Here is a 24,475-nt window from a genome sequence, read left to right as displayed (position 1 = left end):
ATTCGGTGTATTATACTCTCTTTGTAATAAGAATTAATATGAAAAATTGACTACATTCAATTGAACAGGAGAGACAGACCAATGAGCAGACTTGAAAGAGTTGAGACAGGATTAGGCGAAGAGTGCGGTGTGTTTGGAGCTTACGATATGGATGGTGGAGATGTCGCGCCGTCGGTGTATTATGGGCTATTTGCTTTGCAGCACCGTGGACAGGAGAGCTGCGGTATTGCAGTGACCGATACGTATGGAAAGCGGAAAGTGCTCTTCAAAAAAGGGCTTGGGTTGGTCAATGAGGTTTTTGATGAAGAATGCCTGGAAGGCCTGAAGGGGAATCTTGGGGTAGGCCATGTAAGGTATTCTACGGCAGGCGGTACAAGAGCTGAGAATGCGCAGCCGCTTGTCATTAATTATGTGAAAGGAACTCTTGCAATCGCGCATAACGGGAATCTGACGAATGCGGTGGAACTCCGGCATGAACTGGAATATACGGGAGCTATTTTTCAGACAACGATCGATTCCGAAGTGATCGCATATCATATTGCAAGAGAACGTCTGAAGACACCGAATGCCGAGATGGCGGTGAAGAATGCCATGGGGAAGATTAAAGGTGCGTATGCGCTGGTGGTCTCCAGTCCCCGTAAGATGATCGGGGCAAGAGATCCGTTCGGATTCAAACCGCTTTGTATCGGAAAACGTGATAATACGTGGTTCCTTGCTTCAGAAAGCTGTGCACTGGCTGCTGTGGGGGCAGAGTTTGTGCGCGATGTAGAGCCGGGAGAAATCGTGAGCTTTACGAAAAATGGAGTTACTTCGGATAAGAGTATGGCGATCGCACCGGAGAAACAGGCGAGATGTATTTTTGAATACATCTATTTTGCAAGAATGGACAGCACGATCGATAATGTCAACGTTTACCATTCCCGTATCATTGCCGGGAAAGCGCTGGCTGAATCGTATCCGGTTGAGGCGGATCTTGTGGTAGGTGTTCCGGATTCGGGACTTGTTGCTGCAAAGGGGTATTCCGAACAGTCGGGAATTCCCTACGGAATGGCATTCCATAAAAACAGCTATGTGGGCAGAACGTTCATTAAACCGAAGCAGAGTCAGAGAGAATCCAGCGTTAAGATCAAGCTGAATGTAATTGAAGAAGTGGTGCGCGGAAAGCGGATCGTTATGGTGGATGATTCCATCGTGCGTGGGACAACCTGCGCAAATATTATCAAAATGCTGAAAAAAGCCGGCGCAAAGGAAGTACATGTGAGGATCAGTTCTCCGCCGTTTTTGTATCCGTGCTATTTTGGAACCGATGTGCCTTCGAATGAACAGCTGATCGCACATTCGCATACAACCGAGCAGATTCGTGAAATGATTGGGGCCGATTCACTTGGTTATATGGAAATTGCGAAATTGAAAGATATGGTAGGCGATCTGTCATACTGTGATGCCTGCTTTACCGGCAGCTATCCGATGGAAGTGCCGGGAAAAGATGTTTCACATGCGTTTGAAGAATAATTGATTTATTCCCGAATGCATTCAAATATGAAAAGTATATGATAAGAGAGGAAGAAACTATGGGATACGACAGATATCAAAGTCCGCTTTCCGAGCGGTATGCAAGTAAGGAGATGCAGTATATTTTTTCTCCGGATATGAAGTTCAGAACCTGGAGAAAGCTGTGGATCGCTCTGGCTGAGACAGAAAAAGAACTGGGACTTAATATTACGGACGAACAGATTGAAGAGCTGAAGAGCCACGCGGATGACATTAATTACGAAGTGGCCAAGGAAAGAGAAAAAATCGTGCGCCATGACGTTATGTCACATGTGTATGCATATGGACAGCAATGCCCGAAAGCAAAAGGAATCATTCATCTTGGAGCTACTTCCTGCTATGTCGGCGATAATACCGATATCATCATTATGTCAGAAGCTTTGAAGCTTGTGAAAAAGAAACTGGTAAATGTAATTGACGAGCTCTCCAGATTTGCGGATCAGTATAAGAGTCTGCCGACACTTGCATTTACTCATTTTCAGCCGGCGCAGCCGACCACGGTGGGAAAGAGAGCAACACTCTGGATGCAGGAATTCACCATGGATCTTGCTGATCTTGACTATGTTCTCGGAAGCCTGAAGCTTCTCGGATCAAAAGGAACGACCGGAACCCAGGCAAGTTTTCTGGAGCTGTTCGAGGGAGATCAGGAGAAGATCGATAAGATTGATCCGATGATCGCCCAGAAGATGGGATTCGAGGCATGCTATCCCGTATCCGGACAGACTTATTCCCGTAAAGTTGATACCCGGGTAATGAATGTCCTTGCCGGAATCGCAGCAAGTGCACATAAATTCTCCAATGACATCCGTCTCCTTCAGCATTTGAAAGAGGTAGAAGAGCCGTTTGAGAAGACACAGATCGGTTCTTCCGCAATGGCATACAAGAGAAATCCGATGAGAAGTGAACGAATCGCATCTTTGTCAAGATATGTGATGGTTGATGCACTGAATCCTGCGATTACTTCTGCCACACAATGGTTTGAAAGAACACTGGATGATTCTGCAAATAAACGTCTCAGCGTTCCGGAAGGCTTCCTTGCGATCGACGGTATTCTGGATCTTTGCCTGAATGTTGTGGATGGACTGGTTGTATATCCGAAAGTTATTGAAAAACGTCTGATGTCTGAGCTCCCGTTTATGGCTACAGAGAATATTATGATGGATGCAGTAAAAGCCGGTGGAGACCGTCAGGAACTTCATGAAAGAATCCGTGAGCTTTCTATGGAAGCAGGGCGTAATGTGAAAGAAAAAGGACTGGACAACAATCTTCTGGAACTGATTGCGCAGGACGATGCGTTCAACCTGAGCCTTGAAGATCTTCAGAAGACCATGGATCCTTCTAAATATGTAGGACGTTCTCCTGAACAGGTGGATGCATTCCTGAAAAATGTAATTGCGCCTATTCTGGAAGAGAATAAAGAACTTCTTGGAGTCAAAGCCGAAATCAATGTATAGTGGTCAGATTGTTAAAAGTTTGGATATATTGACGAAAATTAAGAAATAGAAAAAATCTATAATAAAATCGTAATGTGCCAAACCGCGTAAAATGGGCGGTTTGGCATTTTTGTTGGATTATATGACAATTTTAACATTTTGTAAAAAGACAATATGCACAAAAATGATTGTTTTGAACAAAAAAACTTGAATAAATTAGACAAATACGATATTATAGATATAACAAATGATATTCATAAAAAATATCTATGAGACAAAAAAGGAGGGTATGTTGTGTACGAAGTATTTAACAGCATGGTTTTGAAAGTCAATGATTTATTGACTGGATCGGTTCTTCTGATTGCCCTTGTGGGAGCTGGTATCTGGTTCTCGTTCAAATTAGGGTTTATTCAGGTGAGAGGTTTTGGCGAAAGTATGAGGAGAACATTCGGAGGATTGTTTTCCAAAAAAGGTGATGCAGGCAAGGACGGTATGTCATCTTTTCAGGCTCTTGCAACCGCAATCGCAGCTCAGGTAGGTACAGGTAATATCGCCGGTGCCGCAACTGCAATCGCAGTTGGTGGTCCTGGAGCGATCTTCTGGATGTGGATTAGTGCATTCCTCGGAATGGCAACGATCTTCGGTGAGGCTTGCATGGCTCAGAAGTATAAACAGGTCGGAGAAGACGGAACAGTTACAGGTGGTCCTGTTTATTACATCCGTGCAGCATTTAAGGGAACGTTCGGAAAAGTATTTGCAGCTATATTTGCAGTCCTGATCATCTTGGCGCTTGGCTTTATGGGAAATGCAGTTCAGGCGAACTCCATTGCAGCATCATGGAACACCGCTTTCGGAATTCCGAAGATCGTTATGGGTGTTATCATTGCAATCGCTTCTCTGTTCGTATTTACAGGTGGTATGAAACGTATTGCGAAAGTTACAGAGACGATCGTTCCGATTATGGCAGCGTTCTATATTATCGGTTCTCTGATTGTTATTTTTGCTAACTTTACAGCAATTCCTGGAGCATTCAAGGACATCGTAGTTGGCGCTTTCAATCCTTCAGCAGTTGCCGGTGGTGCACTTGGTGCAACGATCAAACTTGCAATCACAAAAGGTGTTGCCAGAGGTCTTTTCTCTAACGAAGCTGGTATGGGTTCTACCCCGCACGCTCACGCTGTTGCGAAAGTAAATCATCCGGTTGAACAGGGATTCGTAGCTATGGCAGGTGTATTTATTGATACATTCGTAATCCTGAACCTGACAGCACTCGTTATTATCACAACCGGTTCCAGAGCAACCGGAAAGACCGGTGCTGAACTTAGCCAGTATGCTTTCTCTACATTATACGGTAAGTTTGGTGAGATCTTTATTGCAATCTGTATGTTGTTCTTCGCATTCTCTACCATTATCGGATGGTATTTCTTCGGAGAAGCAAATATCAGATACCTGTTTGGCGGAAAAGCAGTTAAGATTTATTCAGTACTTGTTTGTGTATGCGTAGTATTTGGTTCTCTTCAGGAAGTGGAACTCGTTTGGAATATGGCAGACTGCTTCAACAGTTTGATGGTTCTTCCTAACATTATAGCTCTATTGGCATTGACGGGAACAATTAAGGAAGTATATAACGATTACTATCATAATTTCCTGCCAAAGCAAAAGAAGACAAGCAAATAATTCCAATATGTAACGGAATATATTTATTGAAAAAATCTATAATAAAAAGTGTAAAAATCTATAAAAGAGACTAGCATTTTAATTTTAGATGTGTTATACTGACTTTGTTAAAAAGAGTATCGTTAATATATGAACGATATCAAGTTTAATGCAGTTAACTGAATAGTAGGCAGATATTTCCTGTGAGAGAATTGCGTACATAACAGCAGTCGCCGAAGATGCAAACCGGATGTCGGATAATGTAAGCTGATCTTGACAAGGTGAAACTTTCAGGCAAAAGGAACAGGAAAGGTACTACACTCTGAATCCAGGCAGTTTGTGGATAGAAGCAGGAAACAGAAGGACGACAAAGCAGTAAAATGTTTGTGTCGTCCTTTTTTAAAAGCATTTTGTCCGGGTGCTGTAAACAGAACCGTTCGCTGTGTACCGTCAGGTACGGCTCCGACAGTGATGATTCGGAAACTGATTAATCAACATTTATTACTGAAAGGTGAAGACAATGAACGACGGATTTCTAATTATTACGAACAACACTCTGGTAAAGGAAAAACTTGGTGAGAATTACCATGTTGAATATGAGGATCTTTCCTATGAAGATACTTTGAGAAAAGTTCGTGACAGAGTGTATCTCGGACATAAGCTCCTTACACATCCTCTTTCGGGAAGTGTAAAACCGAACGAGACACCATACAAATCAGTGATGATTTCTATGAAACCCGATGAATTAGATATGCGATCTATGGAAATCATAGAGAATGCAATCCATGCATGCGGCAAATTCCAATTCAAGTCGGACAAGTACAAACCGGAAGTGTATGATGATTTCAGATTGATTGACTGCACGCTGCTGGAAAGCGCGTTACCGTCCGCTGAATGCTGGACATAAACAAAGGCTATAGAAGTACGAAAGTACTTTTGGGGCATATAGTAAACAAATTTTTTAAAGGAGGGAATTTACAGTGATAAGATTAGAAATGGGTCACATTTTCATCAAGGACATTCAGTTCGCAGCTGAGTCCAAAATTGAAGACGGAGTTCTTTATGTATCCGAAGAAGCTGTAAAAGAAATCGTTCTCGAAGACGAGAAGATCAAAAGCGTAAAATTTGATATTGCCAGACCGGGCGAAAGCGTACGTATTACGCCGGTTAAAGACGTTATCGAACCACGTGTTAAGGTTGAAGGAAGAGGAGGAGTCTTCCCGGGTGTTATCGCGAAGGTTGATACAGTAGGAAGTGGTAAGACATATGCACTGAAAGGCATGGCTGTTGTTACAGCTGGTAAGATCGTTGGTTTCCAGGAAGGTATCATCGATATGACAGGCCCAGGTGCTGATTACACACCATTCTCTAAACTGAACAACTTTGTAGTTGTATGTGAACCTGTTGAAGGAATCAAACAGCATGACTATGAAAAAGCTGTTCGTCTTGCAGGATTCAGAGTAGCTGTTTACCTTGGTGAACTTGCTCGTGAACTTACACCGGATGAGACAAAAGTTTATGAAACATACGGCGTGATGGAAGGAAAAGAAAAATTCCCGAACCTGCCGAGAGTAGCTTATGTTCAGATGTTACAGAGCCAGGGACTTCTTCATGACACCTATGTATACGGTGTTGACGCAAAGAAGACACTCTCTACAATCATGAATCCGACAGAAGTTATGGACGGAGCTATTGTATCTGGTAACTGTGTATCTGCATGTGATAAGAACCCAACTTATGTACATGAGAACAACCCGGTAGTTCATGACTTGTTCGAACAGCACGGAAAAACTATCAACTTTGTATGCCAGATCCTTACAAACGAAAACGTATACCTTGCTGACAAGATGCGTTCTTCTGACTGGACAGCTAAGATGTGCCGTTTCCTTGATCTGGATGCAGTTATCGTATCTCAGGAAGGTTTCGGTAACCCGGATACTGACCTTATTATGAACACCAAGAAGATCGAAGCTGAAGGCGTTAAGACTGTAATCATCACTGATGAATATGCAGGACGTGATGGAAAATCTCAGTCACTTGCTGATGCTGATCCAGCTGCAGATGCAGTAGTAACCGGCGGAAATGCTAACCAGGTTATCGTACTTCCGAAGCTTGACAAAGTAATCGGAACTCTGGATTATGTAAACACAATCGCTGGTGGTAACGAACATTCACTTCGTGAAGACGGAACAATCGAAGTTGAAATTCAGGCTATCACAGGCGCTACAAACGAAACAGGTTTCAACTACTTAAGCGCACGATAGGAAGGGAGGACGTAAAACAATGAGTAAACTTAGAGTTGTACATTATATCAATCAGTTCTTCGCTAATATCGGTGGAGAAGAAAAAGCTGATTACCCGGCTGAACTTCGTGTTGGCGAAGTAGTAGGACCAGGTATGGCACTTGCACAGAAATTTGGAGAGGAAGCAGAAATCGTTGCTACGATCGTTTGCGGTGACTCTTACTTCAATGAAAATCTTGAAAAAGCAAAAGCTGATATCCTTGGATGGGTTAAAGAACAGGCTCCGGATGTATTCGTAGCTGGACCAGCTTTCAACGCTGGACGTTACGGTGTAGCCTGCGGTACCATCGCAGATGCAGTTCAGGAAGAACTTGGAATTCCTGCAGTGACCGGTATGTATGTTGAGAACCCGGGCGCTGATATGTTCAAAAACAAAGTATATATGGTTTCTACAAAGAACAGCGCAGCTGGTATGAGAGATGCGGTTGGCAAACTTGCTCCACTCGCTCTGAAACTTGCTAAAGGCGAGCCAATCGGTGCTTCCTGCGAAGAAGGCTATATGCCGAACGGAATCCGTGTAAACTTCTTCGAGAAGAAACGTGGATCTCAGAGAGCAGTTGAAATGCTTCTTAAGAAACTTGCTGGAAAACCGTACGAAACAGAGTATCCGATGCCGACATTCGACAGAGTTGCTCCGAACCCGGCTGTTAAAGATCTCAGCAAAGCTACAATCGCTCTGTGTACATCAGGCGGTATCGTACCGAAGGGAAATCCGGACCATATCGAAAGTTCAAATGCTTCTCACTATGGCGAATACGATATCACAGGTGTTATGGATCTGACAGAAGAGACATACGAGACAGCTCATGGCGGATACGATCCGGTATACGCTAATGAAGATGCTGACCGTGTACTTCCTGTTGACGTACTCCGCGAACTTGAAAAAGAAGGCGTTATCGGAAAATTACACAACAAGTTCTACACAACAGTTGGTAATGGTACTGCAGTTGCTTCTGCTAAAGCTTTCGCTGACGAATATGCTCAGAAACTGATCGCTGACGGCGTAGATGCAGTTATCATGACCTCTACTTGAGGTACCTGTACACGTTGCGGTGCAACGATGGTAAAAGCTATTGAAGCAGCAGGACTTCCGGTAGTTCATATGTGTACTGTAACTCCAATCTCTATGACAGTTGGAGCTAACAGAATCGTTCCTACAATTGCTATTCCTCATCCACTTGGAAATCCGGCTCTGGATAAAGATGAAGAATATGCACTTCGTAAAGACCTTGTTATGAAAGCATTAAATGCTTTGACAACAGAAGTTGAAGATCAGACAATCTTTGACAAATAAGCATAATTGTTAAGAAAAAATATTTGCAAAATACTAGTATGATTTAAAATTGTGTGGTATAATGTAAATAGATGGGATGTAATCGCGATAACTTAGTTATTGTGACGAATCGGATAATCTTAAAAATATGTGAAGGAGAAATGCGTTATGAGTAAAATTTATGACGTAATTGTCCTGGGTGCAGGACCGGCAGGCTTAGCTGCCGGTCTGTACGCAGGAAGAAGCCGTCTTTCTACATTAGTAGTAGAAAAAGGCAAAGATGGCGGACAGATCGCTATTACAGATGATATCGAAAACTATCCTGGACAGATCGTTGAAGGTGAGAGCGGACCGTCTCTTATCGCCAGAATGACACAGCAGTGTGAAAAATTCGGTGTTGAGCGTGTGTCAGATGTCATCAATGCGGTTGAGCTTGAAGGCGACGTTAAGAAGCTGAAAAGCGCAAAAGGTGAGTACTGTGGAAAGACAGTAATCATCGCAACAGGAGCTTTTGCAAGACCGATCGGATGCAAAGGCGAGAAAGAATTCATGGGCAAGGGCGTTTCTTACTGCGCTACCTGTGACGCAAACTTCTTTGAAGATTTTGAAGTATTCGTAGTTGGCGGCGGCGATTCAGCTGTTGAAGAAGCTATGTATCTTACAAAATTTGCAAGAAAAGTTACGATCATTCACAGACGTGATGAACTTCGTGCAGCTAAGTCCATTCAGGAGAAAGCATTTAAGAACGAAAAACTTCACTTTATGTGGGATTCCGTTGTAGAAGAAGTCGGCGGTGAAGGCATTCTTTCATGGATGAAAGTTAAGAATGTTAAGACTGGTGAAGTTACCACGATTGAAGCAGATGAAGAAGACGGAATGTTTGGTGTATTCGGATTTATCGGAACTCTGCCAAGCACAAAGATCTTCGAAGGAACTCCTCTTCAGCTTGATGAAAGAGGATATATTCCGACAGACGTTGATATGCATACAAATATTCCTGGTGTATTCGCAGCAGGTGATGTACGTGTAAAGAGCCTTCGTCAGGTTGTTACTGCAGCTGCTGACGGAGCAATCGCAGCTACTCAGTGCGAAAAATATCTTAACGAACATGAATAATTAGACTTCGAGGAGGAACAGATCAATGTTAGAAGTAGATAAAAATACATTTAAAACAGAAGTACTTGAAGCAGAAGGCTACGTTTTTGTAGATTTCTTCGGTGATGGATGTGTACCTTGCCAGGCTCTTATGCCGTTCGTACATGAAATGGCAGACAAATATGGCGATAAGCTGAAATTCACATCTCTGAATACTACAAAAGCTCGTCGTCTTGCTATCGGACAGCAGATCTTAGGACTTCCGGTAATGGCTATCTACAAAGATGGACAGAAAATAGAAGAAGTTGTTAAAGAAGATGCTACTCAGGAAAGCATCGAAGCAATGATTAAAAAATATATCTAATTTTTTGAACGCCGGATTTGATCGGCAAAATGACCGGGAATAACCGGTAAACAAGCGAAAATGCGTACAAAGCCATCGGGCTTTTACGGAAATGCAATTGGCTTGCATTTCATTAATAAAAAATAAAATGAAGGGAAGGAGGAAAAACATCATGGCAATTTTAGAAGGTAAAAAAGTTGTAATTATTGGTGACCGTGATGGTGTTCCAGGACCGGCTATCGCTGAATGCGTTAAGACAGCCGGAGGAGAAGTTGTTTTTTCTTCAACAGAATGTTTCGTCTGAACAAGCGCAGGCGCAATGGATCTTGAAAATCAGAAGAGGGTAAAAGAATTCGCTGAAGAATACGGCCCGGAAAACGTAGTCGTAATCGTAGGTGCTGCTGAAGGTGAAGCTGCAGGTCTTGCAGCTGAGACTGTAACAGCAGGTGACCCGACTTTTGCAGGTCCATTGACAGGAGTCCAGCTTGGACTTACGACATATCACGTATGTGAACCAGAATTGAAGGAAGAATTTGACCCAGCAGTTTACGATGAACAGGTAGGTATGATGGAAATGGTACTTGATGTTGATGATATCGTAAGCGAAATGTCAGCTATCCGTGACGAATACTGTAAGTATTTATAAGAAGAATCTTTGACGGCGTCTTAGATTTCAAAAAGCGGTGAGGTAAATACTTACCTCATCGCTTTTGCTTTACAGAGTCTATCCTTGAATTCATTTAATTTGAGGAAATATAGTCAGATAAATGGCGGGGGCATATTTATCTGATATCTTTAAGAAAGGTGGACACTTGCGATGAACAGTGTAATTAAAGGAGCCAGCTATGTTCTGGCACATACTCCGCAGATGGTAGTATACAACGGAACAACTCAGACAACAGAGCGGGTTGTGAATCCAGAATCAGAATACTTAAAAGAATTAGAAAGTCATCTTCGTTCTTATGAAGAATGCGTAAACTACTGGCCGAACCAGGTATATATCGGAAATGCACATCCGGATGAACTGGCTCAGGTAGAGTTCCCTTATTATGATAAAGTTAAAGAAGGCGCTGAAAGATATGGAAAATACGGCGAGATTATGCCGGAAGAAGAATTCATTCTTTTAGCTCAGACCTGCGATATGTTCGAAGTTGTTAAACTTGACAAAGAGTTTGTTGCAGCTCACAAAGAAGCTTTCGCAGCTGATCCGATTATCACGGAAGATATTGTTGCTAAAGTTGAAGAAGGCGTTGAACTTTCTGAAATTGAACAGTTTGTTAACGAAGAGCATGCTGAAGGTATTTACCATGCCGGAAAGCTTGTTGGATGCGTTAAGAGAGCACATGATATCGATGTAAACCTTTCTGCACATGTTATGCATGAAAATATCATGAGCAAAGCTACCAGCGTTCTTGCATTATTATATGGTGTAAGAAATGCAGGTATCGAAAAGACAGATATTCAATATGTTATCGACTGTGCTGAGGAAGCATGTGGTGATATGAACCAGAGAGGTGGCGGTAACTTCGCTAAGGCGGCAGCTGAAGTTGCGGGTCTTATGAATGCTACCGGATCTGACTCTCGTGGATTCTGTGCAGGACCTTCTCATGCACTGATTGAAGCAGCAGCTCTTGTTAAGTCTGGAGCATACAAATGCGTAGCTGTTACAGCTGGCGGATGTACTGCTAAACTTGGTATGAACGGTAAAGACCATGTTAAGAAAGGCCTTCCGATCCTGGAAGACTGCCTTGGCGGATTCTGTGTAATCATTGCTGAAAACGATGGTGTGAACCCGGAAATCAACCTTGATATCCTTGGACGTCATACAGTAGGAACAGGAAGTGCTCCGCAGAACGTTATCGGAAGCCTTGTAGCTGATCCTCTGGAAAGAGCTGGAATGAAGATTACTGATATTGATAAATTCTCTCCGGAAATGCAGAACCCGGATATCACAAAACCGGCTGGAGCAGGAGATGTACCGCTTGCTAACTACAAGATGATCGGTGCACTTGCTGTTAAGCGTGGTGACCTTGACAAGAAACAGCTTGCAAGCTTTGCAACCGAGCACGGACTTACAGGATGGGCTCCGACACAGGGACACATTCCTTCAGGTGTGCCGTACATCGGATTTGCAAGAGAAGATATTCTTGCAGGCAAGATCAAGAATGCAATGATTATCGGAAAAGGAAGCTTGTTCCTTGGACGTATGACCAACCTGTTTGACGGTGTTTCTTTTGTAATCCAGGCTAATACCGGAGCAGAAGACAACAGCGGAGTTTCTGAAGAAGAAGTTAAAGGATTAATCGCTAAAGCTATGAAAGACTTTGCTGCATCAATGCTGGCAGAATAGAGAGGTGGACGATTATGGCAAGTGGAATTGAAAAAATGATCGCCGAGACCTTCATGAGCATGGCAGAAGGACTGGAGACCGGAAGCTTCGGAAAACGTCCGAAAATTGCTCTGACCGGTATGGGCAGCGAGCATGGAGAAGAAAACTCTATGGCAGCTGCAATTGAGGCGGCAAAAGACGGAATCGATGTATACTACATCGGTACGTTAGAAGCAGAGGGTGTTACGACCGTTAAAGTGGCTAACGACGAAGAAGGCCATGATAAGATGGAAGAAATGCTCAAAAATAAAGAAATTGACGCTGCTGTAACGATGCACTTCCCATTCCCGATCGGTGTTTCTACCGTTGGACGCTGTGTAACACCTGCAAAGGCGAAAGAGATGTTTGTTGCTAACACAACAGGTACATCCAGCACAGACCGTATTGAAGGAATGATCAAGAATGCGATCTACGGAATCATCGCAGCGAAAGCATGCGGTAAAAAGAATCCGACAGTTGGTATTCTGAATGTTGACGGTGCACGTCAGACAGAAAAAGCTTTGAAACAGCTGAAAGAAAACGGATATGATATCACATTTGCTGAATCTACCCGTGCAGACGGCGGATGCGTTATGAGAGGAAACGATGTTCTTCAGGCAGCTCCGGACATCATGGTAACAGATTCCCTGACCGGTAACATCCTTGTTAAGATGCTTTCATCCTTCATGACAGGCGGAAGCTTCGAAGCAACCGGATTTGGTTATGGACCTGGTATCGGAGAAGGATATGAACAGCTCGTTATGATCGTATCCCGTGCATCTGGCGCTCCGGTTATTGCAAATGCAATCCGTTACGCAGCACAGCTCGTAAGAGGAAAAGTATTTGAAGTAGCAAAAGCTGAATTTGCAGCAGCTAAGAAAGCTGGTCTGAAGGAAATTCTGGATGCTCACAAGGCAGCACAGAAACCTGCAGCTGCAGAAGAAGAAGTAAAAGAGCCGCCGAAGGAAATCGTAACAGCACAGATTCCTGGAATCGAAGTTATGGATCTTGAAGATGCGGTGAAAGCACTCTGGAAGATCAACATCTACGCAGAGAGCGGAATGGGATGTACAGGCCCGATCATCCGTGTGTCTGATGCAAATCTTGCGAAAGCAGAAGAAGAGCTGAAGAAGGCAGGATATATCAATTAGTTGATTAATTGATGGAAATAACGTATAATATTGGGAGACGTAGCGTTTTTGCTGCGTCTCCTTTCGTAGTTTTTAGATCAGCTGGGTAATTGGGGAGACAGGAGTGTAGTATGGATTTACAGTTGCTAATCAAAACAGCGATGTCTGCAGGTGAGTTGATGCTCTGCAGCGGAGCTGAGACTTACCGGGTGGAAGATACCATGTACCATATTTTAAAGACAGCAGATAATCTGGAAATGTCAGAAGTACTGGTCGTGATGACAGGAATCACAGCTTCTGTGAAGGTGAAGGGTGAGAAAGTTGTGACGCTTGTGAAGCGTGTGGAAAGCCGTGAAAATAATCTGAGCCGTGTGGTTTCGGTTAATGATATTTCGAGACGTTACTGTGGTGGAGAATTGTCCTTGCAGGCGGCATATGAGGAGCTGAATTCACTGAAAAAGAAAGAATATCGCCGTTTTTCCTATAGTATTGCAACGGTTGCTGTTTGTGTGGGATTCTCCCTTTTCTTTGGAGGAGGAATCTGGGAGGTTGTGTCATCGCTGATTGTAGGCGCATTTCTCGCATTTTGTATCGAAGCAGTGCGTGATCTTAAGGTCCATGCTTTTATAGAAGACGTATTTTCGTCTATGGGCATTGCAATGGCAAGTGCAGTTATGAAAATCATGCTTGGCGGCAGAATGGATATTGATATTGTAATCATCTCTTGTATCATGCCGCTTGTTCCGGGAATGGCAATCACAAATGCAGCGAGAGATACACTTAGAGGCGATTATCTTTCAGGCATTGCCCGAATGCTGGAAGCATTCATCAAGGCGGCAGGAATTGCTATCGGTATTGGTATCGGTCTGGCAATTATGGGGAGTTATTAGAAGGAGGAGACAGTTATGAATCGAGAGATGTTTAGAATAATGATTCAGGTTTCCGGAGCATTTCTGGCAATCTACGGTTTTGCCGTACTGCTTGATACTCCAAAAAAGTATTTGTTTCATGCAGGGGGTGTTGGTGCGGCAGGAGGATTGGTGTATCTGATCTGCATTCAGAATGGATTGGGTGTTGTTTTTTCATCTTTTATCTCTGCACTTGTAGTGGCAGTGATATCCCATATTTTTGCACGTATATTTAAGACTCCGGTCACTCTGTTTCTGATTGCAGGATTTTTGCCGACTGTACCGGGAGCCGGCATGTACCGGATCGTCCATTATATACTGGAAGGAAATGAGAAAATGACTGGGTACTATCTGATTCAGACGCTTCAGATTGCGGGGGTTTTTGCGCTGGCAATCTTTATTATAGATACTGTTTTTTATTCGTTCCAGAAGGGTGAATGGAAGCAGAATTCCATGAAATACATTCGAAAAGAAGAGGGAAGTAACGATGCCCACTTGAAGTAAAAATCGGAATGTGGTAGTATATTTTGGGACATTTAAAGATAGAAAAGATTAAGATAAAGAGAGGGAACCGATTATGAGTAAAGTTAGAACAAGATTTGCGCCGAGTCCTACCGGACGTATGCATGTTGGAAATCTTAGAACCGCATTGTATGCATATCTGATTGCAAAGCATGAGAATGGCGATTTTATGCTTCGTATTGAGGATACGGACCAGGAACGATTTGTGGAAGGTGCACTGGATATTATTTACCGTACGCTGGAGAAAACTGGGCTTGTTCACGATGAAGGCCCGGACAAAGACGGCGGATATGGACCGTATGTTCAGAGCGAGCGTAATGCGTCCGGCATTTATTTGAAATATGCTAAACAGCTCATCGAACAGGGAGATGCTTATTATTGTTTTTGCGATAAAGAACGTTTGGAATCTTTGAAAACTTCTGTTTCTTCTGAAGGTACTGAAATTGTAAACTATGATAAACATTGCCTGCATCTCAGTAAGGAAGAGATTGAGGAAAATCTTGCATCAGGAAAGCCTTATGTTATTCGTATTAATATGCCGACAGAAGGTACAACGACATTCCATGATGAGATTTATGGAGATATCACCGTTCCGAATGCCGAGCTGGATGACATGATTCTGATTAAATCAGACGGATATCCGACTTATAATTTTGCTAATGTCATTGACGATCATCTGATGGGAATCACACATGTCGTGCGAGGTAATGAATATTTATCGTCTGCACCGAAATACAATCGTCTTTATGAGGCGTTCGGATGGGAAGTTCCGATTTATGTACATTGTCCGCTTATCACAGATGAAAACCATAAGAAGCTTAGCAAGAGATGTGGACACTCTTCTTATGAAGATCTGTTAGATCAGGGATATGTGAGTGAGGCAATCGTCAATTATGTTGCACTGCTTGGATGGTGTCCACAGGATAACCGGGAGATTTTCTCTCTTCCTGAGCTGGTGGAGGCATTTGATTATCATCATATGAGTAAATCGCCGGCTGTTTTTGATACAACAAAGCTGAAATGGATGAATGGTGAATACCTGAAAGCTATGGATTTCGATACCTTTTATGAGATGGCTGAACCATATATCAGAAAAGTTATTACAAAAGATTATGATCTGAAGAAGATTGCTGCACTTGTTAAGAGTAGAATTGAGATCTTCCCGGATATCGCAGAGCAGATTGATTTCTTCGAAGAACTTCCGGAATATGATACGGCTATGTATTGTCACAAGAAGATGAAAACGAATGAAGAGACTTCTCTTGAGGTATTGAAAGAACTGCTTCCGCGTCTGGAAGCATGGGACGATTACAGTAATGATGCGCTGTACGGTCTTCTGAAGGATTATGTGGCAGAAAAAGGTTGTAAGAACGGCTATGTAATGTGGCCTGTCAGAACGGCGGTTTCCGGTAAACAGAACACACCGGGCGGAGCGACCGAACTGATGGAGATACTTGGAAGAGAAGAATCCTGTGCCAGAATCAGAAAAGCAATTGAAATGCTGAGTAAATAATTAATATAATAAGGGGTTTTGGTGAATGCTGAACAAAGGACAAGAAGAGGCGGTACATCACCTGGAGGGGCCATGTATGGTGATTGCACCGCCGGGGTCAGGTAAGACACTGACCATAACCAGAAGAATCCGGTATTTGATTGAAGAGGCCGGAATCGATCCCGGTCAGATACTTGTGATTACATTTACACGGCTTTCTGCGCGTGAAATGAGAGAACGATTTACTTCTTTGACCGAAGGAAAGCATTATCCGGTCACGTTCGGAACTTTCCACAGTGTTTTTTATGGGATACTGAAATGTGCTTATGGCATCAACGGTTCGAATCTGCTTGCCGAGCAGGAAGGACTTGAGATCCTGAAACAGGCAATGGATGAACTGAAACTTGAATCACTCCAAGGACCGGAAGACGATGAAGAACTGACACATGAATTGATGCAGGAAATCGGAATCGTGAAGAACAGCCTTCTCCATTTGAAGGACTTTCACAGTCAATATTTAAATCAGGAAGAATTTACGCTTTTGTTCCGCCAGTATGAAAAAAAGAAAAAAGAACGAAAGAAATTTGATTTTGACGATATGCTGGTTCAGTGCTATGCATTGTTTCAGAAACGTCCGGACATTTTAAAAGCGTGGCAGGAACGTTTCCAATATATTCTGATCGATGAGTTTCAGGACATCAACCGAGTGCAGTATGAGGTGATTCGGATGATTGCTGCTCCTGAATACAATTTGTTTGTTGTAGGGGATGATGACCAATCTATCTATGGATTCCGTGGGGCAAAGCCTGAACTTATGCTTTACATGAAGCAGGAATTTCCAAATATCAGGCAGATTCCGCTTACAACAAATTACCGTTCTACCGAGTTTATCGTAGGTGCCGCATCGCGGGTGATCCTGCATAATGAGTCGAGATTCTATAAAAGGGTCCAGTCATCGAAAGGAAAAGGAGAAAGTGTCCATGTTCAGGAAGTGCTGGATGAGAATGAAGAAAGCAGATATGTGGCAGGTGAGATTCAGAAACATCTGGATCTTGGTGAGAAGCCGGGAGAGATTGCAGTACTTTTCCGTGCCGGAATTCAGGCGCGGATGCTGACGGAGATCCTGAATGAATACCGGATCCCGTTTGAGATGAAAGAACATATTCCTAATTTTTATGATCATTTCATTGTCCGGGATATGATCGCTTATATGCAGCTTGCGGCCGGGAATCGGGAAAGACGCTGGTTTTTGATGATTGCAAACAGGCCAGTGCGATATCTTGCCAGAAACAGTATGGATGGTGCCAGAGTGGAATTTGAAGATCTGCGAAGATTTTATCTGGATAAAGAATGGATGCAGGACATCATTGACCAGTTTGAGGTTGATATCAAAATGCTGGAGAACATGACGCCCTATTCGGCGATCCAGTATATCAGGAAGCGTATCGGTTACGATACATTTCTGAAAGAATATGCGAAAGAACATCAAGTTCCCTGGAATACTCTGCTTGAAGTCATGACCGAACTGGAAGAACGATGCAAGCCCTATCGTACCTTTCAGGATTGGATGTGTCATATTGATACATACACCGCTGATCTGGAAGAGCAGGAGAAAGCTCGTAGAAATCGACAGTCGGCAGATCCTGAAAAGGTACAGTTAATGACGATGCATTCCTCGAAAGGTCTGGAATTTACGACTGTATTTCTGATTCATGCCAATGAGGGAGAAGTGCCTTATCAGAAGGCGGTGACACCAGAACAGATGGAAGAAGAACGACGTATGTTCTATGTTGCAATGACAAGAGCAAAGGAGCATCTTACAATTTCTTATATAACAGAAAAAAATGGGAATGCAGTCAAAGCTTCCCGGTTTGTAGAAGAGCTTCTGGGAAGACATGTTTGACAACACGATGTTCACCGGATATTTATCTCTTTAAAAATGCAGTTTTCTATAGAGCAGGAAAGAGCCTGGCATGCCAGACTCTTTCATTTAATGGATTGAAACAGACGGTTCTAGTCATCAATACCAAACTCTTCGAATTGCTGCTCGTCCAGCCATTCATCGAATGCATCCGCAGCAAGTTCGTATTCATCATCATCTTCGATGTTTTCGAGATCATGATTGTTTCCACCGGTCGTATCCCTGATGAAACGATAAATCCATACATCGCCGTCTTCGTTCTCCCCGTTCTCGTCTAATGGAAGAAGTACAATGTATTCTTTTGAATTAACCTCAAATGTAGTAATGATGGAGCATTCAATCTCCTCGTCGTCGTCAAGAGTAATCGTGACTACCTGTGTTTCAAGAAGATCGTTATCTTCATTTCCGCCTTCATGATTATGTCCCATAATTCGGCTTCTCCTTTCATATGATACTTCCACTCTAACAGACTATGCAAGGATTTGCAAGGGGAAAAACTATTGACATTGACGATAAAAAAGTTACAATAAAAGAAAGGTTTAGGGAGGTTTGGTATGTATAAGAGAAAAATAGCACTGTTTCTTACATTTCTTATGTGTTGTATGATGGTTACAGGTTGTAAGAAAAATGTGGGGACCAGTGAGGATAATGCAATAAAGCCGGAAGAAGATCAGGAGGAAACGGTGTCTTATACCTTTGGGTTCAGTTGTATCACAATGGAGAATCCTTATTTTATTACACTGGAGCAGTCGCTTCGTGAGTATGTGGAGAATGAAGGGTGCACGATGATTACGATGGATCCGGAGCTGAATGTGAATACGCAGATTCAACAGATCGATGAGATGATAGAGCAGGGAATCGATGCCATTTTTCTGTGCCCGGTCGAATGGGAAGAAATCACACCGGCGCTGGAACATCTGAAAGAAGCGGATGTCAAAATCATTAATATCGACTCAGAAGTAAAGGAAATGGATTATGTAGATGCTTTTATAGGATCCAACAACTATAATGCAGGGTATATTTGTGGAGAAAATCTGATTAAGCAATGTCCGGAAGGAGGAAAGGTTGCGATCCTGGAAAGTCCGACTCAGAATTCGGTCAATGAGCGCATTACCGGATTTGAGGAAGCGATTATGGATAAAGGCTTTGAAGTGGTTGCTCGCATGGATACGCAGGGGGATCTCAATCTGGCGAGAGAAGCGGCGAACCAGATCTTTGCTGAGCATAAGGACATCACGGCGGTCATGTGCGGAAATGATCAGATCGCACTTGGTGCGCTGGTGGCAGCTCATACGGAAGCATTGCATGATATCATGATTTATGGTGTTGACGGTTCACCCGATCTCAAAAAAGAGCTTTTGAAACCGGGGAGCTTGATTCGGGGGACAAGTGGTCAATCCCCTATTAATATAGGAAAAGATGCCGCAAAAACAGCATTTGCCATTTTAAATGGGGAAAAATATGAAGAGGCGATTTATGAAGATGTCTTTTTTATTGATGCAGATAATGTAGAAATGTATGGTGCTGACGGATGGCAGTAAAGAGGAGAAGATGATGATAAAAGTAACAACAGGTTATCCATTGCCGCAGGGCTGTACAGTGCGCGGCGAAAATGTGAATTTTTCGGTATGTGTTCCTTCTGGAAAAAAATGTGAGCTCCTTCTTTATAAAAAGGGGAAGAAGGTTCCGGAGCAGATATTTGACATGCAGGAAACGGGTTCTTCCGGGCTGATTCGCTGTATTGCGCTTCGTATACCAAGAGCTGAAGCTTATGAATATAATTACAGAGTTGACGGAGAAATCGTAATTGACAGTTATGCAAGAGCTTTTGCGGGACGTAAAGTCTGGGGTGAAGCCAGAAATATAGAACAGCATGAAGTCCGTGCCCGGATCATTGATACGGAATTTCCGTGGGAGGATGATAAAAGGCCTCATCTGGCACAAAATGAAGTGATTGCATACAGCCTTCATGTTCGTGGCTTTACCAAACACAGTTCTTCAAAGGTGCGATATAAGGGAACTTTTGCAGGTGTTCTGGAGAAATTGCCATATTTAAAGGATCTTGGAGTGAATCAGATTCATGTAATGCCAATATATGATTTTGAGGAGAATAAATCCTACCTGAATTATTGGGGATACGGAGAAGGGTATTATTTCGCTCCTAAGAGCTCCTATGCTGCCAAAGAGGAAGTTACAGAACTGAAGAATCTGATTAAAACTCTTCATTCGGAGAATGTGGAGTTGATCCTTGAAATGCCTTTTACGGGAGATACTCCGAAAATGATGATTCTGGGATGTCTTCGTTTCTGGGTGATGGAATATCATATTGATGGGTTTATTCTCAATCCATGTATTATAGACAGAGAGTCTCTGATCAACGATCCTGTTCTCTATGGTACCAAGATCATGAAGAAAATGGATGATTTCCAGAATACCATGCGCCGCTTCCTGAAAGGAGACGAGGGTATGGTTCCGGGGGTCATGTGGTGGCTGAGACATCAGTCAGAAGAGGAAGAGACCTTTAATTATATCACCGGACAGACAGGTTTCACTCTGAATGATCTGGTTTCTTATGATCAAAAACATAATGAAGAAAACGGAGAGGAGAATCAGGACGGACCGGATTATAATTTTAGTTGGAACTGTGGCGTAGAGGGGCCGACCCGCAAACGCTCTGTCGTGGAATTGCGAAGAAAGCAGATCTATAATGCATTTTTCCTCCTGCTCCTTGCACAGGGAACACCTTGTATTCTTGCAGGTGATGAATTCGCGAACAGCCAGAAGGGAAATAATAATGTCTATTGCCAGGACAATCCGGTTTCCTGGCTTGACTGGAGCAAACTTCAAAAAGAAGAGAAGTTGCATCAGTTTGTAAAAGATCTGATCGCTTTCCGCAAGGCACATAAGGTGCTGCATCCGGAACATGAAATGATGGGAATTGACAGTACCAGCTGCGGAATTCCGGATATCTCTTATCACAGTGAAAACGCATGGCAGACATCCTCCGAGGTTTCAAGTAGACAGATCGGTGTATTCTATCACGGCAGCGACGAGGAGGAAAGCTGCTATGTTGCATATAATATGCACTGGGTTTCGCATCTTTTTGCGCTTCCGGCACTTCCAAAGGGTAAACACTGGTATCTTGCAGCTTCTACGGATGATGGAGTATTGAAAGAACCGGTACTCATTGAAGAAGCAAAGTGTGTGGAAGTAGAGGAACGTACCATCAAAGTATTCATTGTGAAGTAGGAGGAAATATGAAAGCCTGGCAGCATTTTTGCACCATTACAAATCATAAAATTCTGGTTATGAAGAATTGTTTCCGGGTAGGATTGTACCGTCAGGGGCTTTTGCATGATATGTCCAAATATATGCCGTCTGAGTTCCTTGTGGGATGCAGATACTATCAGGGAACCAGAAGCCCGAACAATGCGGAGCGTGAAATAACCGGTTGTTCGACGGCCTGGCTACATCATAAAGGACGCAATAAGCATCATTATGAATACTGGATCGACTATGGATTAGAACAACCGGGACTAACCGGTATGAAGATGCCGAAAAAATATGTGATTGAGATGTTTATGGATCGGATTGCGGCATCGAAAGTATATATGAAAGAGAATTATACGGATTCTTCTCCCCTTCAGTATTATGACAATGGGATTGCCGGACAGCTTATTCATGAAGATACTCGGGCACTGCTGGAAGAACTGCTGCATATGCTTGCCGAGAAGGGAGAAAGGGAGACATTTGCCTATATTAAAAATACGGTGCTGAAGACGCACGATTATGAAAATATGGGGAAGAACAGGAGGAGTAGGAGATGATATCATTGCCAAATGATCCGATGATCCTGCTGAGTGTGATCAACATGAAACTGAGAGACTCATATTCCGGGCTGGATGAGCTGTGTGAGGATATGGAAGTGGATCGGGAAATGATTGAAAAGAAACTGGAACAGATCGACTATCGCTATGATGAGGAAACGAATCAGTTCATATAACAGGATTATGGAAGGATAATAACATGTTTGATATAAATTTTGATGAAATTGATTTGACAAAGCAGCCGCCGGTAGAAGAGCCGCAGCGTCAATACTATTTTATGGCCAAAGCAAGGCATTATGTGCAGGAAAAGAGCAGGGAACTGGGGAGAGATCTCACGTTCTGCGTGACCACTTTTGGTTGTCAGATGAATGCCAGAGATTCCGAGAAGCTGGTCGGCGTGCTGGAACAGATCGGGTATGTGGAGGAGCCGGACGAGGAGAAGGCTGATTTCGTCATCTTTAATACCTGTACTGTCCGCGAGAACGCAAACACAAGGGTGTATGGACGTCTGGGGCAGTTAAACCGTGTAAAGAAGCAGAAACCGTACATGTTTATCGGACTTTGCGGATGCATGATGCAGGAGCCGGAAGTGGTCGAGAAGATCAAGAAAAGCTATCGTTTTGTGGATCTGATTTTCGGGACTTATAATATTTACAAGTTCGCGGAATTAATCGTGACGCGTTTTGAATCAGAACGAATGGTGATCGATCTCTGGAAGGATACAGATAAGATCGTAGAAGATCTGCCGAGTGAGAGAAAGTTTTCTTTTAAATCAGGCGTTAATATCATGTTCGGCTGCAATAATTTCTGCAGCTACTGTATCGTACCGTATGTGCGCGGACGCGAGAGAAGCCGGAATCCCAAAGACATTATCCGCGAAATCGAGTCGCTGGTCGCGGACGGAGTTGTGGAAGTCATGCTCCTTGGACAGAATGTTAATTCGTACGGAAAGACACTGGATGAGCCGATGAGCTTCGCCCAGCTTCTGGAAGAAATTGAGAAAATCGATGGCCTGGAAAGGATCCGTTTTATGACATCACATCCGAAAGACCTTTCCGATGAATTGATCGCAGTGATGGCAAAATCAAAGAAGATCTGCCGTCATCTGCATTTGCCGATCCAGTCAGGAAGCAGCCGGATCCTTCAGAAGATGAACCGCCGCTATACCAAAGAACACTATCTCGAACTGGTAGATAAGATCCGCGCCGCAGTTCCGGATATCTCACTTACGACCGATATTATTGTAGGATTCCCGGGAGAGACAGAAGAAGATTTCCAGGAAACACTTGACGTAGTCAGAAAAGTACGTTACGACAGCGCCTTTACATTCATCTATTCCAAACGTACAGGCACACCGGCAGCGGCGATGGAAGAACAGATACCGGAAGATGTAGTAAAAGACCGATTTGACCGACTCTTGAAAGAAGTACAGGAAATCTCCGCGGAAGTATGTTCTGTACATGAAGGAACGGTTCAGGAAGTACTTGTCGAAAGCGTGAACGATCACGATCCAAGTCTTGTTACCGGGCGACTTAGCAATAACCTGCTGGTGCATTTCCCTGGGGATAAAGAGTTGATTGGGAAAATCGTACCGGTTCATCTGGATGAGGCGAAGGGATTCTATTATTTGGGGACGGTTCTTTTGCCACGACCATAGCCCTTTGGCTTTTGTAAGCGGAAAAAAAGAAATATTCTAAGAGAATTGGAAAGCAGTCTTTACAGAAGAATGAAAGAATCTGAAAAGGCTGCTTTTTTCATAGCACTCTTTTGACAATTTGCCAAATTCTGCCTTTTCCAATCATATGTAATACGATACGGACAGGTCGATCAGACCAAAGGGCGATGGTCGGGACAAAAGAACCGTCCCTACTAACATTTTTACATTTTGCAGGACTATATATATGAAAGTATTGATCAATCACTTTGGAGAGAAAAATGAAGAAACAAGATTTGCTGAGAATAATTGACAATGAACTGCTTGAGGAACTGTTTGGATTCTGTTACACGAGAACGAAGGACAGTTATGAGGCTGAGGAGCTATGTTCGGATATTGTTTTTGCGCTGATCAAGGCTGCCTGTTCAAATGGTGAAATTGAAAATCTTTATCCATTTATATGGAAAGTTGCGCGAAATGTATATGCTGATTTTTCGGATCGGCGAAGAAAACATACGGATATGTTTTACGAGGGTGATTCTGAAACGGTACTTCCGTTTATTGCCGATGAAGAGGATAACGATCAAAGTGAAGAACTGCTTGATGCGGTGTATCGTCAGATTGCGTTTCTGACGAAGGCATACCGGGAGGTTATGATTCTGTTTTATCTTGATGGTTTATCAACCGCGGAAATTGCCGTCAGGCAGAATATTAGTGAGACGGCGGTTCGTCAAAGATTATTTTCGGCGAGAAAAAGAATTAAAAGCGAGGTAAAAGAAATGACAGAGACTTATCCGAAACCGGTGGTGCTTGACAGAATCAATTACGTGATCTGGGGGGAGGGAAATCCATGCGGGAATGATCCCAGAACGGTTTGCACAAGGCAGTTTTCGAAGCATGTAGTGTACATGTGCTACTAACATAAAGACAATGAGGAACAGTATCTTACATTTCCGTATTTAAACCGGAAAATCGATCAGAATCTGGTACTCTGGCAGC

General features: G+C 43.2%; 22 protein-coding genes and 1 riboswitch. Of the genes, 21 read left to right on the top strand and 1 reads right to left on the bottom strand.

What is annotated here, in order from left to right; translation table 11 throughout:
- The first annotated feature begins 81 nt into the window (after positions 1-81).
- The 15 genes from purF (at position 82) to ACTNBF_RS04375 (ending at position 17,977) form a co-directional block, all read left to right on the top strand.
- Complete coding sequence (purF, locus tag ACTNBF_RS04445; protein ID WP_427805771.1) at positions 82-1,512, top strand: amidophosphoribosyltransferase; 1,431 nt, start codon at positions 82-84, stop codon at positions 1,510-1,512.
- Between the two features lie 59 nt (positions 1,513-1,571).
- Positions 1,572-3,005, top strand: coding sequence for an adenylosuccinate lyase (gene purB, locus ACTNBF_RS04440; RefSeq protein ID WP_441015731.1), 1,434 nt, complete (start codon positions 1,572-1,574; stop codon positions 3,003-3,005).
- A gap of 294 nt (positions 3,006-3,299) precedes the next feature.
- Positions 3,300-4,661 (top strand): alanine/glycine:cation symporter family protein, encoded by a 1,362-nt coding sequence (locus ACTNBF_RS04435; protein WP_427820386.1) that lies wholly within the window; start codon positions 3,300-3,302, stop codon positions 4,659-4,661.
- A gap of 171 nt (positions 4,662-4,832) precedes the next feature.
- Positions 4,833-4,956, top strand: a riboswitch (glycine riboswitch).
- 204 nt (positions 4,957-5,160) lie between these two features.
- Positions 5,161-5,547, top strand: a complete 387-nt coding sequence (locus tag ACTNBF_RS04430; protein ID WP_441088822.1) for a GrdX family protein — start codon at positions 5,161-5,163, stop codon at positions 5,545-5,547.
- A gap of 76 nt (positions 5,548-5,623) precedes the next feature.
- Positions 5,624-6,904, top strand: coding sequence for a glycine/sarcosine/betaine reductase component B subunit (locus ACTNBF_RS04425; protein ID WP_427805868.1), 1,281 nt, complete (start codon positions 5,624-5,626; stop codon positions 6,902-6,904).
- A gap of 19 nt (positions 6,905-6,923) precedes the next feature.
- Positions 6,924-8,237, top strand: coding sequence for a glycine reductase complex selenoprotein B (grdB, locus tag ACTNBF_RS04420; protein WP_427805769.1), 1,314 nt, complete (start codon positions 6,924-6,926; stop codon positions 8,235-8,237).
- A gap of 147 nt (positions 8,238-8,384) precedes the next feature.
- The gene (gene trxB, locus ACTNBF_RS04415; RefSeq protein WP_427805768.1) at positions 8,385-9,332 is read left to right on the top strand and encodes a thioredoxin-disulfide reductase; all 948 of its coding nucleotides are present in this window, start codon (positions 8,385-8,387) and stop codon (positions 9,330-9,332) included.
- A gap of 25 nt (positions 9,333-9,357) precedes the next feature.
- On the top strand, positions 9,358-9,675 hold the full coding sequence (gene trxA / locus ACTNBF_RS04410; protein WP_427805767.1) for a thioredoxin TrxA: 318 nt from the start codon (positions 9,358-9,360) through the stop codon (positions 9,673-9,675).
- 151 nt (positions 9,676-9,826) lie between these two features.
- Entirely contained in the window at positions 9,827-10,300 is a 474-nt protein-coding gene (gene grdA / locus ACTNBF_RS04405) for a glycine/sarcosine/betaine reductase complex selenoprotein A (RefSeq protein ID WP_427805766.1), read from the top strand.
- A gap of 171 nt (positions 10,301-10,471) precedes the next feature.
- A complete protein-coding gene (grdC, locus tag ACTNBF_RS04400; protein WP_427820384.1) occupies positions 10,472-12,004 on the top strand; it encodes a glycine/sarcosine/betaine reductase complex component C subunit beta in 1,533 nt (510 codons plus the stop codon).
- A gap of 14 nt (positions 12,005-12,018) precedes the next feature.
- Positions 12,019-13,173 carry a glycine/sarcosine/betaine reductase complex component C subunit alpha gene (gene grdD / locus ACTNBF_RS04395; protein WP_427805764.1) on the top strand — a complete coding sequence of 385 codons (1,155 nt, stop codon included), beginning with the start codon at positions 12,019-12,021 and terminating at the stop codon, positions 13,171-13,173.
- A 110-nt stretch (positions 13,174-13,283) separates the two neighbouring features.
- Complete coding sequence (locus tag ACTNBF_RS04390; protein WP_427805763.1) at positions 13,284-14,042, top strand: threonine/serine ThrE exporter family protein; 759 nt, start codon at positions 13,284-13,286, stop codon at positions 14,040-14,042.
- Between the two features lie 15 nt (positions 14,043-14,057).
- Complete coding sequence (locus ACTNBF_RS04385; RefSeq protein ID WP_427805762.1) at positions 14,058-14,564, top strand: threonine/serine exporter family protein; 507 nt, start codon at positions 14,058-14,060, stop codon at positions 14,562-14,564.
- 73 nt (positions 14,565-14,637) lie between these two features.
- On the top strand, positions 14,638-16,095 hold the full coding sequence (gltX, locus tag ACTNBF_RS04380; protein WP_427805761.1) for a glutamate--tRNA ligase: 1,458 nt from the start codon (positions 14,638-14,640) through the stop codon (positions 16,093-16,095).
- 25 nt (positions 16,096-16,120) lie between these two features.
- On the top strand, positions 16,121-17,977 hold the full coding sequence (locus tag ACTNBF_RS04375; protein WP_441088821.1) for an ATP-dependent helicase: 1,857 nt from the start codon (positions 16,121-16,123) through the stop codon (positions 17,975-17,977).
- 110 nt (positions 17,978-18,087) lie between these two features.
- Here the strand turns inward: ACTNBF_RS04375 and ACTNBF_RS04370 are convergent, their stop codons facing one another.
- A complete protein-coding gene (locus tag ACTNBF_RS04370; RefSeq protein WP_427805759.1) occupies positions 18,088-18,423 on the bottom strand; it encodes a DUF1292 domain-containing protein in 336 nt (111 codons plus the stop codon).
- A gap of 126 nt (positions 18,424-18,549) precedes the next feature.
- On the opposite strand from ACTNBF_RS04370, the gene ACTNBF_RS04365 reads away from it, so the two are divergent.
- From ACTNBF_RS04365 to ACTNBF_RS04340, 6 genes are all read left to right on the top strand, one after another.
- Positions 18,550-19,536 (top strand): sugar ABC transporter substrate-binding protein, encoded by a 987-nt coding sequence (locus tag ACTNBF_RS04365; RefSeq protein ID WP_427805758.1) that lies wholly within the window; start codon positions 18,550-18,552, stop codon positions 19,534-19,536.
- Positions 19,514-21,244 carry an alpha-amylase family glycosyl hydrolase gene (locus tag ACTNBF_RS04360; RefSeq protein WP_441088820.1) on the top strand — a complete coding sequence of 577 codons (1,731 nt, stop codon included), beginning with the start codon at positions 19,514-19,516 and terminating at the stop codon, positions 21,242-21,244. Before ACTNBF_RS04365 ends, ACTNBF_RS04360 begins: the two co-directional genes overlap by 23 nt.
- Before the next feature lie 8 nt (positions 21,245-21,252).
- Complete coding sequence (locus ACTNBF_RS04355; RefSeq protein WP_427805756.1) at positions 21,253-21,822, top strand: DUF5662 family protein; 570 nt, start codon at positions 21,253-21,255, stop codon at positions 21,820-21,822.
- A complete protein-coding gene (locus tag ACTNBF_RS04350) occupies positions 21,819-21,998 on the top strand; it encodes a DUF4250 domain-containing protein (RefSeq protein ID WP_427805755.1) in 180 nt (59 codons plus the stop codon). Before ACTNBF_RS04355 ends, ACTNBF_RS04350 begins: the two co-directional genes overlap by 4 nt.
- 23 nt (positions 21,999-22,021) lie before the next feature.
- The gene (gene miaB / locus ACTNBF_RS04345; RefSeq protein WP_427820346.1) at positions 22,022-23,479 is read left to right on the top strand and encodes a tRNA (N6-isopentenyl adenosine(37)-C2)-methylthiotransferase MiaB; all 1,458 of its coding nucleotides are present in this window, start codon (positions 22,022-22,024) and stop codon (positions 23,477-23,479) included.
- A 278-nt stretch (positions 23,480-23,757) separates the two neighbouring features.
- Complete coding sequence (locus ACTNBF_RS04340) at positions 23,758-24,396, top strand: RNA polymerase sigma factor (RefSeq protein WP_427820345.1); 639 nt, start codon at positions 23,758-23,760, stop codon at positions 24,394-24,396.
- The last annotated feature ends 79 nt before the right edge of the window (positions 24,397-24,475 follow it).

Source organism: Bariatricus sp. HCP28S3_A4, assembly GCF_052066395.1.
GTDB lineage: Bacteria > Bacillota > Clostridia > Lachnospirales > Lachnospiraceae > Allocoprococcus.
Note: the sequence above shows the minus strand (reverse complement) of the source record. Positions and strands in the feature narration are given on the sequence as shown.

Excerpts from the sequence above, each read along its gene's own strand:
- purF (WP_427805771.1), top strand. The coding sequence starts at position 82 with ATGAGCAGACTTGAAAGAGTTGAGACAGGATTAGGCGAAGAGTGCGGT.
- purB (WP_441015731.1), top strand. The coding sequence starts at position 1,572 with ATGGGATACGACAGATATCAAAGTCCGCTTTCCGAGCGGTATGCAAGT.
- ACTNBF_RS04435 (WP_427820386.1), top strand. The coding sequence starts at position 3,300 with ATGGTTTTGAAAGTCAATGATTTATTGACTGGATCGGTTCTTCTGATT.
- ACTNBF_RS04430 (WP_441088822.1), top strand. The coding sequence starts at position 5,161 with ATGAACGACGGATTTCTAATTATTACGAACAACACTCTGGTAAAGGAA.
- trxB (WP_427805768.1), top strand. The coding sequence starts at position 8,385 with ATGAGTAAAATTTATGACGTAATTGTCCTGGGTGCAGGACCGGCAGGC.
- trxA (WP_427805767.1), top strand. The coding sequence starts at position 9,358 with ATGTTAGAAGTAGATAAAAATACATTTAAAACAGAAGTACTTGAAGCA.
- grdC (WP_427820384.1), top strand. The coding sequence starts at position 10,472 with ATGAACAGTGTAATTAAAGGAGCCAGCTATGTTCTGGCACATACTCCG.
- grdD (WP_427805764.1), top strand. The coding sequence starts at position 12,019 with ATGGCAAGTGGAATTGAAAAAATGATCGCCGAGACCTTCATGAGCATG.
- ACTNBF_RS04390 (WP_427805763.1), top strand. The coding sequence starts at position 13,284 with ATGGATTTACAGTTGCTAATCAAAACAGCGATGTCTGCAGGTGAGTTG.
- ACTNBF_RS04385 (WP_427805762.1), top strand. The coding sequence starts at position 14,058 with ATGAATCGAGAGATGTTTAGAATAATGATTCAGGTTTCCGGAGCATTT.
- gltX (WP_427805761.1), top strand. The coding sequence starts at position 14,638 with ATGAGTAAAGTTAGAACAAGATTTGCGCCGAGTCCTACCGGACGTATG.
- ACTNBF_RS04375 (WP_441088821.1), top strand. The coding sequence starts at position 16,121 with ATGCTGAACAAAGGACAAGAAGAGGCGGTACATCACCTGGAGGGGCCA.
- ACTNBF_RS04370 (WP_427805759.1), bottom strand. The coding sequence starts at position 18,423 with ATGGGACATAATCATGAAGGCGGAAATGAAGATAACGATCTTCTTGAA.
- ACTNBF_RS04365 (WP_427805758.1), top strand. The coding sequence starts at position 18,550 with ATGTATAAGAGAAAAATAGCACTGTTTCTTACATTTCTTATGTGTTGT.
- ACTNBF_RS04360 (WP_441088820.1), top strand. The coding sequence starts at position 19,514 with ATGGTGCTGACGGATGGCAGTAAAGAGGAGAAGATGATGATAAAAGTA.
- ACTNBF_RS04355 (WP_427805756.1), top strand. The coding sequence starts at position 21,253 with ATGAAAGCCTGGCAGCATTTTTGCACCATTACAAATCATAAAATTCTG.
- ACTNBF_RS04350 (WP_427805755.1), top strand. The coding sequence starts at position 21,819 with ATGATATCATTGCCAAATGATCCGATGATCCTGCTGAGTGTGATCAAC.
- miaB (WP_427820346.1), top strand. The coding sequence starts at position 22,022 with ATGTTTGATATAAATTTTGATGAAATTGATTTGACAAAGCAGCCGCCG.
- ACTNBF_RS04340 (WP_427820345.1), top strand. The coding sequence starts at position 23,758 with ATGAAGAAACAAGATTTGCTGAGAATAATTGACAATGAACTGCTTGAG.